Origin of the sequence: Amycolatopsis sp. VC5-11 (genome assembly GCF_037034185.1) — a bacterium.
GTDB classification, from domain to species: Bacteria; Actinomycetota; Actinomycetes; order Mycobacteriales; family Pseudonocardiaceae; genus Amycolatopsis; species Amycolatopsis nivea.
Genome location: NZ_JBAGKF010000010.1, coordinates 93068 through 109165, shown reverse-complemented (window position 1 = coordinate 109165; position 16098 = coordinate 93068). Strand labels below are relative to the sequence as shown.

Here is a 16098-nt window from a genome sequence, read left to right as displayed (position 1 = left end):
CTAAGGCCCTCACGCCCGCTACGTCAAGACTTCGCCGGTCTCGATCCGGATCGGGGGTTGCGTTTTTCGAGATTTGTTCAAAGAATCAAGGCATGGCAAGACCGAGCAAGGCCCCCGAGCGGCGGGCGGAACTGGTGGCCGCGGCGCGGCACACGGTCGTCGAACGCGGCGTGCTGAACCTGAAGCTGCGCGACGTCGCGGACCACGCCGGCATGTCGCCGGGTTCCCTGTTGTACTACTACCCTTCCCTGAGCGACCTGCTCGAAGACGTGCAGCAGGAGGCTGTCGAACGCTTCTGCGTCGAGCGCGAAGCCGCCGTCGCCGCCGAGGCCGACCCGCGCGCCCGGCTGCGCGCGATGATCGGCAGCGGACTGCCCAACGGCAAGAACGACGAACTGTGCGTGCTGCTGTACGAACTGGGCACCATCGCCCGCCGCGAACCGGCCTACGCCGCGCGGCACATCGCCCTGTACGAACGCCAGGTGCGCGGTTACGTCGGCATCCTGGAAGCCGGTGCCGCGACCGGGATTTTCGACCTGACCGACGACCCGGTCACCATCGCCCGCAACCTCGTCACCCTCGAAGACGGCTACGGCCTGCACCTGACCCAAGCCGTCCCGCCGCTCGACCGATCCGTCGCCGAGACCGCGGTCTTGTCCTATGCCCGCGTTTCGACCCGATGCTCCCTGGAGGACCCCGCATGACCCGCGCCCGCGACCTAGGACTGGCCCTCGGCGGCAAGCCCGGCCCGCACAACGCGATCACTGATATCCCAGGCGTCGAGGTCGGATACACCACCCTGATCGAAGGAGATTCGGTGCGGACCGGGGTCACCGCGATCCTGCCGCGCGGCCGTTCCCAGTTCGATGTGCCGTGCTCCGCGGGCACCTTTTCGTTGAACGGCAACGGAGAAATGACCGGCCGCGCCTGGCTGGCCGAGACGGGTTCGCTGACGCTGCCGGTGCTGATCACCAGTACTCACTCCGTCGGGCAGTGTCACCGGGGAACGATCGACTGGGTAGTCCGCGAACGCCCGGACGCCGCGGCGGAGTGGCTGCTGCCGGTGGTCGCGGAGACGTGGGACGGGTACCTCAACGACGTCAACGCCCCGACCATCCGGACCGACCACGCAGTAGCCGCCATCGACGCGGCCACCACCGGCCCCATCGCGGAGGGCTCGGTAGGCGGCGGCACCGGCATGACCTGCTACGGCTTCAAGGGCGGGACCGGCACTTCGTCACGGGTTGTCGCGCATGGATCGGACAGCTACACCGTCGGAGCCCTGGTGCAGGCAAACTTCGGCAGCCGCCCGGAGCTGACGGTGGCCGGTTCGCATCTGGGCGCGGAACTCGCTGACGACAACCCCATGGCCGACACCAGCTGGCTCGCCCCTGCCGGTGCCGGTTCGGTGATCGTGGTGATCGGGACGGATGCGCCTCTGTTGCCTGGTCAGTGCACTGCGCTGGCCCGTCGCGTGCCGTTGGGGCTGGCACGTACCGGAACCACCGGGTCGCACTTCTCGGGCGATCTGTTCCTGGCGTTCAGCACAGCCAACGCGGGCGCGCTGACCAGCCATTTCCCCCGGCCGGACGACGAACCTTACGAGAGCATGCGATTCGTGCCGTGGGGTGCGATCGACCCGTTCTTCGAGGCGGTGGTGCAGGCGGTGGAAGAGGCGGTGTTGAACGCACTGGTGGCGAATGAGGAGATGACCGGGCATCGGGGGCACCGGGTTCCGGCGCTTCCGTTGGCGAGGTGGGGGGCTTAGAGCAGGCGCGGCGGGCTCGCCTGGGCGTTTGGCTGACGATGCGCCGCGTCCGGGCGAGCCGGGGCTTTCGTGTCGGGGAACCGTCCGCCGTCGAGGAAGCCTCGTGAGCGTCTGTCACGGTTCTCACCGGGGCGGGCGCTCACGAGGCCGACGCATAAGTCGCCGCGACGGACGCAAGGCTCGGATCAGAACGGCGAGGTCTCGTAGCCCTTTGGTATCTCCGGTCTTGTGCACGATGTACGCGGCGAGACCGAGCACTGCGACGAAGGCAGCCAGCGTGCACAGGGGGATGACCAGCAACAGCAAGGCAACTCCGCAACGGTGTACACCGACCCCGGTGCCGGTGTGCTGCTTCGAGTTGTCTGCGGTTGTCATGATTCACGGTTGGCCAGTAACCGGAACCGTGTAGGCCGGGCGCTACTCGGCGGCTGACAGGAAGTCAGCCTGCGCTGGTTGGTAGGCAGCGCTTCCGGTCTTCCCAAAAAGGGACCGTGAATCACGAGTCACCTTAGTCCTGCTTCCAAGCGAACGCACCCCTTGCCCCAACCGGCCAGGATCGTATATCTTTTGAGATATCTTCCTCTCCCGACGACATCCGGGCAGGTCAACCCCCATGAGTCCCGTATCGAGCACCACCCCGCCGGAGCGGCCGGGCAAGGTCATTGCGCTTCATCTGAACTACCCGTCCCGCGCGAAGCAACGCGGCAGGACCCCCGCGAAACCCTCCTACTTCGTCAAACCCGTCACCTCCATCAGCGCCTCCGGCACCCCGATCGAGCGCCCCGCGGGTACCGAACTCCTTGCCTTCGAGGGCGAGATCGCCTTGATCATCGGCAAGCAGGCCCGCCGCGTCAGTCCGGATGAGGGCTGGGGCTGCGTCGAGAGCGTCACCGCCGCCAACGACTTTGGCGTATACGATCTGCGGCACGCCGACGGTGGTTCCAACCTCCGCTCCAAGGGCGGCGACGGGTTCACCCCGCTCGGTCCGGCGACCATCCCGGCCGCGGAGGTCGACCCCAAAAATCTTCGCGTCCGCACCTGGGTCAACGGCAAGCTCGTCCAGGACGACACCACCGAGGACCTCATTTTCGACTTCGGCACCCTCGTCGCCGACCTCTCCCAGCTCAGCACGCTCGAGCCCGGCGACGTCATTCTCACCGGGACTCCGGCGGGATCGTCCGTGGTGCGGCCGGGCGACACGGTCGAGGTCGAGGTCAGCCATGGCGACCTGACGACCGGGCGGCTGGTCACGCCGGTCGTGGAGGGCACCACACCACTGCCGGAGTTCAGTGCTCAGCCCAAAATCGACGACAATCAGCGCGAACAGGCTTACGGCGACCGGGAATCCGCGGGGCTCCCGGCGGAATTCGTGCTCACCGAGGAACTCAAGACCAAGCTCACCAGCGTAGGCACGGCAACGCTTTCCGCCCAGCTGCGCAAGAACGGCTACAACCACGTCTCCATCGACGGCCTCGGCTCCACCCGTCCGGACACGAAACTCATCGGCCGCGCGAGGACGCTCCGCTACGTCCCGTTCCGCGAGGACCTCTTCAAATCCCACGGCGGCGGCTTCAACGCCCAGAAACGCGCCATCGATTCCCTCAACCCCGGCGACGTGCTGGTGATGGAAGCCCGCGGAGAAAAGGGAACCGGCACGATCGGCGACATCCTCGCGCTGCGTGCCCAGGTCCGCGGCGCGGCGGGCATCGTCACCGACGGCGGCGTTCGTGACCTGGCTGCGGTGGCAGCGCTGGACATTCCGACTTACCACTCCGGCCCGCATCCGGCCGTGCTCGGTCGCCGCCATGTTCCGTGGGACGTCGACATCACCATCGCGTGCGGCGGCGCGACCGTTCAGCCGGGCGACGTGATTGTCGGCGATTCCGACGGCGTCCTGGTGATTCCGCCGCACCTGGTGGAAAAGATCGCGGACGCGGCGATCGAGCAGGAACGCCAGGAAACGTTCATCGCGGAGCAGGTCGCGAACGGCGAAAGCGTCGACGGCCTCTACCCGATGAACGAGCACTGGAAGGCCAGGTACGCCCAGTGGCGCCCGTAGCAGGCGAGAGCAAATCCCAGCGCGCGTACCGCTGGATCAAGGACCGGATCGCGGACCGGACCTTCGGTCCCGGCTATCGCCTGGTGCTGGGGCAGATCGCCAAGGAACTGGACGTCAGCGTCGTCCCGGTGCGCGAGGCGATCCGGCTGCTCGAAGCCGAAGGGCTGGTCACGTTCGAGCGGAACGTCGGCGCGCAGGTGGTGATGGTCGACGAGACCGCCTACGAGCACACCATGCAAACGCTTGCCTTGGTGGAAGGTTTCGCCACCTCGCTGTCCGCGCCGAAACTGTCCACTGAGGACATCGAACGGGCGCGGGCGGTCAACGAGCAGATGCGCCTGTCGCTGGAAAACTTCGAACCGCACCGGTTCACCGAGCTGAACCAAGAGTTCCACTCTGTCCTCTTTGAACCGTGCCCGAACCCGCACGTGCTCGACCTCGTGCACCGCGGCTGGCACCGGCTGGCGTCGCTGCGCGATTCGACGTTCAGCTTCGTCCCGGGCCGCGCGCACGAATCGGTCAAGGAACACGAACAACTGCTGGTGCTGATCGAGCAGAACGCCGACCCGCTGGAACTCGAACTGGCCGCGCGCCGGCACCGCACCGCAACCCTCGACGCCTACCTCGACCGGCGGGCCGCCCCGCCCGCCGAAGCTCCCTAGGAAGGACCCCACCCCATGAGGTTCCGCAGTACCCCGAACGCCATCACCGGCTCGATCGCGCCGCTGATGACCCCGTTCACCGCCGACGGCGCCGTCGACCACGACAGCCTGGCCAACCTGGTGAACTGGCAGCTCGCGTCCGGTTCGCACGGCGTCTCGATCGGCGGTTCCACCGGCGAGCCCGGCGCGATGACGCTGGCCGAGCGCGCGGAGACGATCCGCACGGTCGCCAAGGCGGTGGACGACAAGGTGCCGTTCATGCCCGGCACCGGTTCGGCGAAGCTCGACGAGACGCTGGAGCTGACCTCCGAAGCACGCGACGCGGGCATCGACGCCGCGCTGATCATCACCCCGTACTACGCGCGGCCCACCCAGGAAGCGCTCTACCGCTGGTACGCCACGGTCGCGAAGGAATTCCCGGACCTGCCGATCGTCGCCTACAACGTGCCGAGCCGGACGTCGGTCGACCTCGCGCCGGAGACGGTCGCGCGGCTGTTCCGCGATTTCGACAACTTCGTCGGGATCAAGGAGACCACCAAGGACTTCGAGCACTTCTCCCGCGTGCTTCACTTGTGCGGCAAGGAATTGCTCGTCTGGTCGGGCATCGAACTGCTGTGCCTTCCGCTGCTTTCCCTCGGCGGCACCGGGTTCGTCAGCGCCACCGCGAACATCGCCCCGGCCGCCAGCGCCGAGATGTACCGCGCGTGGACCGAGGGCGACTTCGACCGCGCCCGCGAGATCCACTACGGCCTGCACCCGCTGGTCGACCTGCTGTTCGTCGAGACCAACCCGGCGCCCGGCAAGTGGGTGCTGGAGCAGCGCGGCCTGATCAAGTCGGGCTTCGTGCGCCCGCCGCTGATCACCCCGACCGAACCGGGCATCGCCCGGATCACCGAACTGATGCGCCAGGGCGAGCAGTACCTCTCGCCCGTCGACGGCTTCACCGTGGAAGGAAAGTGACCATGACCGCGCACTACGTTCCGGAGAACCTGCCGGAGCACATCCGCCACTACATCGGCGGAGCGCCGGCCGACAGCGTCTCGGGCGAGACCTTCGAGGTGCTCGACCCGGTCACCAACAAGCCGTACATGACGGCTTCGGCGGGCAAGGCCGAGGACATCGACCTCGCCGTCGCCGCGGCGAAGGAGGCGTTCGACCACGGCCCGTGGCCGAAGATGCTGCCGCGCCAGCGCGCCCGGATCCTCAACAAGATCGCCGATCTCGTGGAGAGCCGCGACAAGCAGCTGGCCGAGCTGGAAACCTTCGACACCGGCCTGCCGATCAAGCAGGCGCTCGGCCAGGCGCAGCGCGCGGCGGAGAACTTCCGCTTCTTCGCCGACCTGATCGTCGCGCAGGCCGACGACACCTACAAGGTCCCCGGCAAGCAGGTCAACTACGTCAACCGCAAGCCGGTCGGCGTCGCCGGGCTGATCACGCCGTGGAACACGCCGTTCATGCTGGAGAGCTGGAAGCTCGCGCCGGCGCTGGCGTCCGGCTGCACCGTGGTGCTCAAGCCCGCCGAGTTCACGCCGCTGTCGGCGAGCCTGTGGGCGGACATCTTCCGCGAGGCGGGCGTGCCGGACGGGGTGTTCAACCTCGTCAACGGCCTCGGCGAGGAAGCGGGCGACGCGCTGGTCAAGCACCCGGACGTCCGGCTGATCTCGTTCACCGGCGAAACCACCACCGGCGAAACGATCTTCCGCAACTGCGCGCCCGGGCTCAAGGGCATGTCCATGGAGCTGGGCGGCAAGTCCCCGGCCGTCGTGTTCGCCGACGCGGACTTCGAGGCCGCGCTGGACTCCACGCTGTTCGGCGTCTTCTCGCTCAACGGCGAACGCTGCACGGCGGGCAGCCGGATCCTCGTCGAGCGCCCGATTTACGAGGAGTTCTGCGCCCGGTACGCCGAACGCGCCCGCAACATCGTGGTCGGCGACCCGCACGACCCGGCCACCGAGGTCGGCGCGCTCGTGCACCCGGAGCACTTCGACAAGGTGATGAGCTACATCGAAATCGGCAAGACGGAAGGGAAACTGCTCGCGGGCGGCGGCCGTCCGGAGGGCCTGGACACCGGCAACTACGTGGCCCCGACGGTGTTCGCCGACGTGAAGCCGGACGCGCGGATCTTCCAGGAGGAGATCTTCGGCCCGGTCGTGGCGATCACCCCGTTCGACACCGACGAAGAAGCTCTCGAGCTGGCCAACAACGTCAAGTACGGCCTGGCCGCCTACGTCTGGACCGCCGACCTGACCCGCGCGCACAACTTCGCGCAGAGCATCGACGCCGGCATGGTCTGGCTGAACTCGCACAACGTGCGCGACCTGCGCACGCCGTTCGGCGGGGTCAAGGCGTCCGGCCTCGGCCACGAAGGCGGCTACCGCTCGATCGACTTCTACACCGAACAGCAGGCCGTGCACATCACGCTCGGCGACGTGCACACGGCGCGCTTCGGGGCCGGGAAGGACAAGGCATGACCACGACCCCGCCGGACGTCATCCGCTGCGCCTACGCGGAATTGATCGTCAGCGACCTGAAAGCGTCGCGAGAGTTCTATGTGGACGTTCTCGGCCTCGTCGTGACATACGAGGACGACCAGGCGATATACCTGCGCGCGTTCGAGGAATACCTGCACCACTCGCTGATCCTGCGCAAGGGCGCGGAACCGGCGCTGGCCGTGCTCGCGTATCGCGTGCGCGGCGAGGGCGAGCTCGACGTCGCCGAGGCGTACTACCGGGAACTCGGCGTCGAGGTGCGCCGCGTCCCGGCGGGAACCACGCGCGGCATCGGCGAAGCGGTGCGCGTGGTGGACCCGCTCGGCTTCCCGATCGAGTTCTTCTACGAGGCCGAACACGTCGAGCGCTTCACCCAGCGCTACGACGTGCACGGCCCGGGCGCGCTGTCGCGGCTGGACCACTTCAACGTGAACACGCCGGACGTCCCGGCCGCGCGGAAGTACTACGAGGGCCTCGGCTTCCGGGTGTCGGAAGACATCGTGGACGACGAGGGCACCGTGTACGCGGCGTGGATGTTCCGCAAACCGACCGTGCACGACGTCGCGCTCACCGGCGGCGCGGGCCCTCGCCTGCACCACATCGCGTTCGCGACGCACGAGCGGCACCAGATCCTGCACATCTGCGACCACCTCGGCGCGGTGCGGAAATCGGACCAGATCGAGCGCGGTCCCGGCAGGCACGGCGTGTCGAACGCGTTCTATTTGTACGTGCGTGACCCGGACGGGCACCGGATCGAGATCTACACCCACGACTATTACACCGGCGACCCGGACAACCCGGTGATCAGCTGGGACGTGCACGACAACCAGCGCCGCGACTGGTGGGGCAATCCGGTGGTGCCGAGCTGGTACACCGAGGCCTCGCGGGTGCTCGACCTGGACGGGAAGCTCCAGCCGGTCGAGGAACGCACCGAGACGAAGGAAATGGACGTCACCATCGGCGCGGACGGGTTCTCCTACACCCGCGCCGACGGGGCCGACCAGGGTTTCAAACTGGGCGAACAGGTCTAAGGTGCGTCCCGTCCGGGGAAGGGGCGCCAGGTCCCTTCCCCGGGCACGCAGCGGTACCGGCACTTCGACGGAGAGGTGACATGATGACGGCTATCTTGCAGACGCCGACCACGGTCGCGCAGGACTTCACGGAGTTCCGGTCCGCTGTCCTGCGATCGTTCGTGCCGCTGCAGGTGAGCACCGAGCACCGCGACCGGTTCCACGGCAGGCTCCGCACGCACGAGGCGGGCGAGATCGCGCTCACCGAGATCACCGCGTCCCCGCACGCCGTCGAGCGGACGCCGGAACTCATCGCCCGCGCCGACCGGCCGTGCTACAAGCTGAGCGTCATGCTGGCCGGCACCGGCATTCTCACCCAGGACGGCCGCGAAGCCGTGCTGCGGCCCGGCGACGTCGCGCTGTACGACACGAACCGGCCGTACTCTCTCGTGTTCGAAGAGAATTTCCGGACGCTGGTGCTGATGTTCCCGCAGCAGCAGGTTGACCTGCCACGCGACCTCGTTGGTCAGCTCACCGCGGTGCGGATGTCCGGACGCGAGGGCGTCGGCAACGTCGTGGTGCCGTTCCTGGCGCAGCTGGGCGGGAATCTGGACGTGCTGACGAGCCCGGTGGGCGTGCGGTTGGCCCACAACGCGGTCGACCTGCTGACCACGATGCTGGCCACGGAACTCGACCTGGACCGCACGGCGGCCGACCCGCACCACGACCTGATGCGGCGGATCCGCAGTTACATCGACGCCAATCTTTCGCGGTCTGATCTCGGTCCGGCGCAGATCGCCGCGGAGCATTACATTTCGACGCGGCATCTGCACGGGTTGTTCCAGGAGCAGGGGACGACCGTCGCTGGGTGGATCCGGCAGCGGCGGCTGGAGCATTGCCGCCGGGATCTGCGGGATCCGTTGCTGGCGGCCCGTCCGGTGGCGGCAATCGCGGCGCGGTGGGGATTTGTCGACGCGGCGCACTTTTCGCGGGTGTTCCGGGCGGCCTTCGCACAGTCGCCAAGTGAGCTGCGCGCCCGCGGCTGACCCGGCTCCCACACCATCCACGGCGCTCCCGATCACCGGGGGCGCCGTTGCCGTTTCGCCTCGAAGCCGCTGGTATTGACCGCGAGCGTCCGGCAGTTGCCCGCCAGCGCACGAACGTTCGCTCCCGGGCCGGAGCGCGGCGAGCATGATGGGCATGTCCGACCCTTCCCCAGACGAATGGCGCACCTACGACGAGTTCGCCGCCGGGATCGACACCTACCGGCTGCCCAACGCGGACCTCACCGGGCAGGAGCTCACCGTCACGCTCGATGACGGCGCGAAGCTCGAGTTGCGGTTCCTCGACGGCGAACGGCTCACGCTCAACGGCATCGAGGACCCGTACGACGCGGTCGCCGTGCGTCCTGACGTCTTTTTCGTGAATCTGCCGCTGACGAGCGTCGAAGGCGAGGCCCTCACAATCGTCTACTCGACCACCACGCACCGCGCGATGACCATCCGGTCGGTGATCGGCGACGAGGACATCGAAGGCACGCCGCGGGTTTCGCAGACCTTCCACGCCGGCACCACCGACGGCGGCGAGCCGACGGGGGACGTGCCCGGGCCGTCGCGGGACCTCATCGGCAAGCGCAACGTCTACCGCTACAGCCCGAACCACCTGTACGAGCACGTTTACCTTTCCTCCGAACGCTACTGCTGGCAGTGCGTCGAGGGCGTGCAGCGCGGGCACGGCGACGTGGACATGTCGACTGTCTGGAAGTTCGCCGACGGCCTGTACCTGTTCTGCTTCCGGGAGTTCCGGATCGCGGTGGCCAGCGTGTGGCTGCACGACCTCGGCTACGACCTGCGCACCACCGGCGTTTTCCTCGGCATCACCGGCGACGGCCGGTCCGAGCACTCCCGCGCGGGCGGGCACATCTACCCGCTCGGCTCGATCAGCTACCCCGACGTCCAGCCCGTTTAAGGAGTTTCCCTGTGTCCAATTTGGACGTGATCACCGCGCACTACGAGGCGAGCGACCGCGGCGACCTCGACGGCATGCTCGCGCCGATCGGCCCCGAGACCACCTGGACCGAGGCCGCCGGATTCCCTTACGCGGGCACCTACACCGGGCCGGACGAGGTACGGCGCAACGTCTTCGAGGCAATCGCCCGCGACTGGGACGGCTACCAGTTCTCCCTGTCCGCGCTGCTGGACGCCGGTGATTCGATCGTCGGGCTCGGCACCTACACCGGCAAGAACCGCAAGTCCGGCAAGGCTTTCACCGCGCGCGTGGCGCACGTGTGGAAGTTCGACGGCGACAAGGTCGCGAGCTTCGAGCAGATCGTCGATTCCGCACCGGTCGCCGCGGCGACCGACTGAGCCTGCCGCGCCACGGCGGTGCCGGTCCTTCCCCCGGCACCGCCCCCGTTCTCTCTCCCCTCCCCCTCTGGTCACTGTGGACCGGAAAGCCGAGCCATGATGAGAAAGTTCCTGCCCGCGCTCGCGTCGGCCGTGCTCGTCACGCTGGTCGCGGCGGGCTGCGCGGGCACCGCCGATCCGAACGGACCGATCGTGGTCGGCTCGGTCAACGCGCTGAGCGGTCCCGCCACCTTCCCGGAATCCTCCCAGGCCGCCAAGGCCGTCTTCGACGCGGCGAACGCGGCGGGCGGCGTGCACGGGCGCAAGATCGAATACCACGCCATCGACGACAAGGGCGACCCCGCCGCCGCGGCGGCCGCGGCCCGCGAAATCGTGGGCGGCGACCAGGCGGTGGCGCTGGTCGGTTCGTCGAGCCTCATCGAATGCCAGATCAACGCCAAGTACTACCAGCAGGAAAGAGTCCTCTCCATCTCCGGCATCGGCGTCGACCCGTCGTGCTTCACCAGCCCGAACATCGGGCCGGCCAACGTCGGGCCGTTCCACGACATGACGCTGACCCTGCTGTACGGCTCCGAAGTGCTGCACCTGCAAGACATGTGCGCACTGCTGGAAATCGCCGGGAACACGTTGCCATACTACCGCGCGGCCATTGACGAATGGTCGAAAATCACCGGCAAGAAACTGAAGTACGTCGACGCGACCGTGCCGTACAACGGTTCCGACTACACGCCTTACATCGTGAAGGCGCGTGCCGCCGGGTGCAAGGCGGTGACGGTGAACCCGGTGGAGCCCGACTCGATCGGCCAGCTGAAAGCCGCGCAGGCACAAGGTTGGAAAGACGTGACCTGGCTGCTGCTCACGAGTGTCTACAGTGAACAGTACGCGAAAGCGGTTTCCGACGCGGGCAAGGGCGTCTACGTGCCCGCCGAGTTCTACCCGTTCACCGATCCGTCGAGCCCGCGCACCAAGGAGTGGCGGGATCTCATGACCCGCAACAACATTCCGCTGACCTCGTTCAGCCAGGGCGGCTATCTCGCGGCGAAGTACTTCCTGAAGGTGCTGGAAGGCATGCCGGGCGACATCACGCGGGAATCGGTGACGAAGGCGCTGCGCGAAATGAAGCCGATCTCCGATCCGATGGTCGGCACGCCGTACGTGTTCGGCCCCGGGCAGACGCACCACGACAACATCGCGGGCTGGCCGGTGAAGCTCGCGACGGGCACGAACCGGTGGGAGATCGCCGGTACCGACTGGCTGCGGATTCCGCGGCGCTGACCCGATCCGCTCTGGAAAGAGGAGACTGCAATGGTGCAGGGAGCGCTGGCCGGGCTCGCCGCCGGCGGGCTTTACGCGGTGCTGGCGGTGTGCCTGACGCTGATGTCGCGGCTGGTCCGGGTCGTCAACTTCGCGCAGGCGGCGACCGGCATGTTCGGCAGTTACGTCGGGGTGGCGCTGTCCGTCCACGGCGGACTGCCGGAGTGGCTGGCGGTGGTGCTCGGCGTGCTGCTGGGCGGAGTGCTGAGCGTGCTGATCGGCTGGGTCGTCTCGACGTGGCTCGCCGAAGCAGGCACCGGCACCCGCTCGGCGGTCACTGTCGCGGTGCTGCTGCTGTTGATCTCGTTGTCGTTCATCCTGTTCGGCAACAAACCGCAGCCGTTCCAGGCGTTGCTGGCCGGCCCGGCGTTCACCGTCGGCGGGGTGGTGATCAGCCAGGTGACGGTCGTGACCGTCGTGCTGGCGGTGGTGATCGCCTTCGCCGCGCGGCTGATCCTGACAAAGACGCCCGTTGGTATCTCACTGCGTGCTTTGTCGGAACGCCCGACGACAGCTGAGCTGTTAGGTATCCCCGCGAAACGTCTCAGTGCCGCCGTGTGGGGCGCCACCGGGCTGATCAGCACGGTCATCATCGTGATCGTCGCGCCGTCCCAATCGAACGATGCCACCTCGCTGTCCATGCTGGTCGTGCCCGCGGCCGCGGCGGCCCTGCTCGGCGGGTTCCGCAGGCTGGACCTCGCCGTCGTCGGCGGACTCGTTCTCGGCATGCTGCAGGGCGCGCTCGCGCAGGTCGACCAGCTTTCGGTAGTGCGGAATTTCGTCCCGTTCCTGGCCATCGTCGGCCTGCTCGTGTGGTCTCAGCGCAAGGAGGTGTGGGATGCAGCTCGCTGACCGGGGCGCAGTGTCCCGCTTCGGAACCCCACTGGTCGTCGCGGTGGTCGCGGTGCTGGTCGGAATCGGCCTGACCGTCGGTCTCAACGGCTACTTCGCCTACCTCGGCGTCAGCGTCGTCGTAGCCGCGATCGCCTTGCTCGGCTTAGGTGTCGTCACCGGCAGCGCCGGAATGATTTCCTTGTGCCAGCTGACCTTCGGCGCGATCGGCGCGTGGGTCGTCTCCGCGTTGAACAAAGCCGGTGCCCCCGGCGGCTTCTTCTTCTGGCTGCTGCTGGGCGGTCTCGCCGCCGGTGTCGTCGGCGTCCTCATCGGACTCCCGGCGCTGCGCCTGCGCGGGATCAACCTGGCGGTGGTGACGCTCGGCCTGGCCGCGGCCGCCGACGTCACCCTGGTGGAAATCCAGTTCCCCGGCACCACGGACGGCGTCTCGGTGGACCGTCCGTCCTTTGTGGCCGACGACAACGCGTACTTCCTCATGTGCATCATCGTCCTGATCGTCTGCGCCCTGCTCGTGCACTTCCTCCGGCGCGGTCCCTGGGGCAGCAGCTGGGCCGCGGTGGCGTTCTCCGAGCGCGGTACCGCGGCGGCAGGTGCCAGCGTTCGTACGGCCAAGCTGTCAGCCTTCGCGGTCAGCGCCACTCTGGGCGGCATCAGCGGCGGCCTGCTGACCGCACAGGTCGGGTTCGCGTTCCCGACCAGCTTCGCCCCGCTGCAATCGCTGGCGTTGTACGTGCTGGCAATCATGTCCGGTGCGCACCTGATTGATATGGCAGTGTTCGGTGCTGTCCTCTGGGTTGCCGTACCAGAGCTGTTGAAGCGGTGGGGAGTCCCGCAAGACTGGGGTTACGTGATCTTTGGTCTCCTGGGCATCCAGGCACTGGCCGGACGCGGCAACCTCGGCACCGCGATCCGCGAGCTGTGGCGGCGTCGATCGAGGGCCAGCGCTGGGGTTCAGATCACTGCGCTGGGCGAAGAACCTCCGCGGCTGCCGCCCGGCGAGCCGGTACTGGTGGTCCGGGGCCTGAGTGTCACCTTCGGACAAGTGAAGGCACTGTCCGGAGTGGACTTGGCCGTACCGAAGGGCGGAGTCCTAGGCGTCATCGGCCCGAACGGCGCGGGAAAGTCCACTTTGGTCGACGCCATCAGCGGCTTCCTACCGCAAGCGGAAGGAACCGTCGAACTGGCCGACCGTCCGCTCACCGGCAATCCGACGCAACGAGCCCGCTCCGGCCTGCGCCGAACCTTCCAGCAAGACCGAGTCCCCGCGGGCCTGACCATCGAGGCTTACGTCCGGTTCGTCGCCCGCCGACGCCCGGATGCCGCCGAAGTCGCTGCCGCGCTGGAGTTCTTCGGCTGCCCGCCGGCCGCGACGCCGCTGGACCGCGTCGACGTGGGCGCGCGCCGGCTGGTCGAAGTCGTCGGCCACCTCATGGCCAAGCCCCAGGTGCTGCTCCTCGACGAACCGGCGGCGGGTCTCCCGCACGAGGAACACGTCGCGTTCGGCGAACGCCTGCGGCAGGTCCCGGCCCGGTTCGGCGTCTCGGTGCTGATCATCGAACACGACCTGGACCTGGTCCGGTCGGTCTGCGACACGCTGACCGTGCTCGACTTCGGCGAGGTGCTGGCGAGCGGCCCGCAGGCAGAAGTGCTGGCGGATCCGGCGGTTCTGAAAGCCTACCTTGGCGAAACGGAGATGCTGTGAGCACGCTGCGAATCGAGAACCTGACCGTCGCGCGCGGTGCGGGCCCAGTCATCGCCGACGTCGGAATGACACTGGAACCGGGCAAGATCACCGCGTTGGTCGGCCCCAACGGAGCGGGCAAGACCAGTCTGCTGGAAGCCCTGTCCGGCGTGATCCCGGCGGCATCCGGAGCGATCCACATTGGACATACCGATGTCACGAAACATTCGCGGGTAGCCAGAGCGCGGCTCGGACTGGCGCACGTGGAACAGGGACGGGCGGTGTTCGCCAGCCTGACCGTCCTGGAAAACCTGCGCCTGACCGCCAAAACCCCGGCCGGCGTGGAAGAAGTCCTCGCCCTGTTCCCGGAACTGGAGAAACGCAAGAACTCGCCCGCCGCACTGCTGTCCGGCGGCGAGCAGCAGATGGTGGTGCTGGGCCGGGCCTTCGCCGCGAAACCGAAGTTCCTGCTCATCGACGAGATGTCGCTCGGCCTGGCCCCGGCCGTCTTCACCCGGCTTCTCCCGGCGGTCACCGAATTCGCCAACGCGGGCGCGGCGATCCTCCTGGTGGAACAGTTCACCCACCTGGCGCTGAAAGTCGCGCAGGAAGCCGTGGTCGTTTCGTCCGGCAGGGTCACCTACGCCGGGGAGTCGCAGCCCCTGCTGGACCAGCCGGACACGCTGCACCAGGCGTATCTGGGCACCAACTGACCCGGGGCGTGGGCGTTCCGCGGTGGGACGCCCACGCCCCGGCCGGTCAGCCTTCCCGGATGGTCATCTTGGCGATCCGGTCGCCCTCGACGGCGAAGACGAACTTCGACCGTCCGTTGGCGTGATTGCTGCGCCAATCCCCGACAACGGTGACGGTGCCGCCGGAGACCGTGACCTCCTCCGGGGTCAGGACGCCGCGCGAGCCGATGAACTCGACGTCGCTCCACCCCTTGATCTCGGCGCGCCCGGCGAACGACCGGCCCCAGTCGTCCACGACGCCCTTTTCGGTGAACGCGTCCAGGAACGCGGCGTCGTCGTGCCGGTTCACCGCGTCGACGAACGACGCCACCGGTTCCGGAATCTCCACTTCGGACATGGCGTTTCCCTTGCTGTCGTTGCTCAGCGGGTGGTGTAGCCGCCGTTGGCGAAGATAGTCTGCCCGGTGATCCACCAGCCGGACGTCGCGAGGAACGACACGATCGGGGCGATGTCCTCGATCTTCGTCAACTGCCCGCCCATCGCCTGCGACTTGTGGAATTCCACCCGTTCCGGGGTTTCCTGGCCGTAGAAGAACGGCGTGTCCATCGGGCCGGGCCCGACCGCGGTGACCGAGATCCCGCGCGGGGCGAATTCCTTGGCCGCGGCGCGGGTGAAGTGCTCGACCGGGCTCTTGCCGCCCGCGTAGGTCGAGTACCCGTCGGTGAACGCCGCGAGCAGGCTGGTCACGATCGTGATGATCTTGCCGCCGTCGGCGACGTTCTTGCCCGCTTCCTTGATGAAGAAGTAGGCCGCCTTCGAGTTGATGTCGAACATAGAGTCGTACTCGTCCTCGGTGGTCTCGGTGATCGGCTTGCGCAGCACCTTGCCCACCGTGTTGACCGCGACGTCGATCTTCCCGAGCGCGGCCTCCGCGTCGGCGAACAGCTTCTCCACGTTCGCCGGGACGGTGAGGTCGCCGGTGAGCACGACGCCCTTGCCGCCCGCCGCCTCGACCGCGGCGAGCGTCTCCTCCGCCTGCGGCCGGGTCGACTCGGAGTTGTAGTGGATCGCCACGTTCGCGCCGGCCTCGGCGGCCTGCCTGCTGATGAGCCCGCCCAGGTTCTTCGCCCCGGCGGCGACCAGGACGTTCTTGCCCTTGAGGGTGTGGTCGGTCATGAGGACCCCTCCATCTCTTTATCGCT

General features: G+C 67.8%; 16 protein-coding genes. 14 read left to right on the top strand and 2 right to left on the bottom strand.

Features of this window, described 5'->3' with window-relative positions; all coding sequences use genetic code 11:
- The first annotated feature begins 92 nt into the window (after positions 1 to 92).
- From WA670_RS27545 to WA670_RS27480, 14 genes are all read left to right on the top strand, one after another.
- The gene (locus WA670_RS27545) at positions 93 to 704 is read left to right on the top strand and encodes a TetR/AcrR family transcriptional regulator (protein WP_336159268.1); all 612 of its coding nucleotides are present in this window, start codon (positions 93 to 95) and stop codon (positions 702 to 704) included.
- Positions 701 to 1768, top strand: a complete 1068-nt coding sequence (locus WA670_RS27540; protein ID WP_043836400.1) for a DmpA family aminopeptidase — start codon at positions 701 to 703, stop codon at positions 1766 to 1768. Before WA670_RS27545 ends, WA670_RS27540 begins: the two co-directional genes overlap by 4 nt.
- A 613-nt stretch (positions 1769 to 2381) precedes the next feature.
- Positions 2382 to 3827, top strand: coding sequence for a fumarylacetoacetate hydrolase family protein (locus WA670_RS27535; protein WP_336159267.1), 1446 nt, complete (start codon positions 2382 to 2384; stop codon positions 3825 to 3827).
- Positions 3815 to 4489 carry a GntR family transcriptional regulator gene (locus tag WA670_RS27530; RefSeq protein ID WP_037817800.1) on the top strand — a complete coding sequence of 225 codons (675 nt, stop codon included), beginning with the start codon at positions 3815 to 3817 and terminating at the stop codon, positions 4487 to 4489. Before WA670_RS27535 ends, WA670_RS27530 begins: the two co-directional genes overlap by 13 nt.
- Positions 4490 to 4504: 15 nt before the next feature.
- Complete coding sequence (dapA, locus tag WA670_RS27525; protein WP_037817798.1) at positions 4505 to 5449, top strand: 4-hydroxy-tetrahydrodipicolinate synthase; 945 nt, start codon at positions 4505 to 4507, stop codon at positions 5447 to 5449.
- Between the two features lie 2 nt (positions 5450 to 5451).
- Complete coding sequence (gene hpaE, locus WA670_RS27520; protein ID WP_336159266.1) at positions 5452 to 6960, top strand: 5-carboxymethyl-2-hydroxymuconate semialdehyde dehydrogenase; 1509 nt, start codon at positions 5452 to 5454, stop codon at positions 6958 to 6960.
- Positions 6957 to 8009, top strand: a complete 1053-nt coding sequence (gene hpaD / locus WA670_RS27515; protein WP_037817795.1) for a 3,4-dihydroxyphenylacetate 2,3-dioxygenase — start codon at positions 6957 to 6959, stop codon at positions 8007 to 8009. Before hpaE ends, hpaD begins: the two co-directional genes overlap by 4 nt.
- 83 nt (positions 8010 to 8092) lie before the next feature.
- Complete coding sequence (locus tag WA670_RS27510) at positions 8093 to 9034, top strand: helix-turn-helix domain-containing protein (protein ID WP_107051170.1); 942 nt, start codon at positions 8093 to 8095, stop codon at positions 9032 to 9034.
- Positions 9035 to 9188: 154 nt separating this feature from the next.
- Positions 9189 to 9956 (top strand): MoaF C-terminal domain-containing protein, encoded by a 768-nt coding sequence (locus tag WA670_RS27505; protein ID WP_238604666.1) that lies wholly within the window; start codon positions 9189 to 9191, stop codon positions 9954 to 9956.
- Positions 9957 to 9967: 11 nt separating this feature from the next.
- Positions 9968 to 10354, top strand: coding sequence for a nuclear transport factor 2 family protein (locus tag WA670_RS27500; protein WP_238604665.1), 387 nt, complete (start codon positions 9968 to 9970; stop codon positions 10352 to 10354).
- A gap of 96 nt (positions 10355 to 10450) precedes the next feature.
- Positions 10451 to 11629, top strand: coding sequence for an ABC transporter substrate-binding protein (locus WA670_RS27495; protein ID WP_275291394.1), 1179 nt, complete (start codon positions 10451 to 10453; stop codon positions 11627 to 11629).
- 30 nt (positions 11630 to 11659) lie between these two features.
- Entirely contained in the window at positions 11660 to 12520 is an 861-nt protein-coding gene (locus tag WA670_RS27490) for a branched-chain amino acid ABC transporter permease (RefSeq protein ID WP_037817791.1), read from the top strand.
- Entirely contained in the window at positions 12507 to 14225 is a 1719-nt protein-coding gene (locus tag WA670_RS27485) for a branched-chain amino acid ABC transporter ATP-binding protein/permease (RefSeq protein WP_134728861.1), read from the top strand. The genes WA670_RS27490 and WA670_RS27485 overlap by 14 nt, the downstream gene beginning before the upstream one ends.
- Entirely contained in the window at positions 14222 to 14917 is a 696-nt protein-coding gene (locus WA670_RS27480) for an ABC transporter ATP-binding protein (RefSeq protein ID WP_037817788.1), read from the top strand. Before WA670_RS27485 ends, WA670_RS27480 begins: the two co-directional genes overlap by 4 nt.
- Before the next feature lie 46 nt (positions 14918 to 14963).
- Here the strand turns inward: WA670_RS27480 and WA670_RS27475 are convergent, their stop codons facing one another.
- Both WA670_RS27475 and WA670_RS27470 read right to left on the bottom strand, forming a co-directional pair.
- Positions 14964 to 15293: a nuclear transport factor 2 family protein gene (locus WA670_RS27475; protein ID WP_134664930.1), complete on the bottom strand. Its 330-nt coding sequence runs from the start codon at positions 15291 to 15293 to the stop codon at positions 14964 to 14966.
- A gap of 23 nt (positions 15294 to 15316) precedes the next feature.
- Positions 15317 to 16072 (bottom strand): SDR family oxidoreductase, encoded by a 756-nt coding sequence (locus tag WA670_RS27470; protein ID WP_037817784.1) that lies wholly within the window; start codon positions 16070 to 16072, stop codon positions 15317 to 15319.
- Positions 16073 to 16098 lie beyond the last annotated feature (26 nt).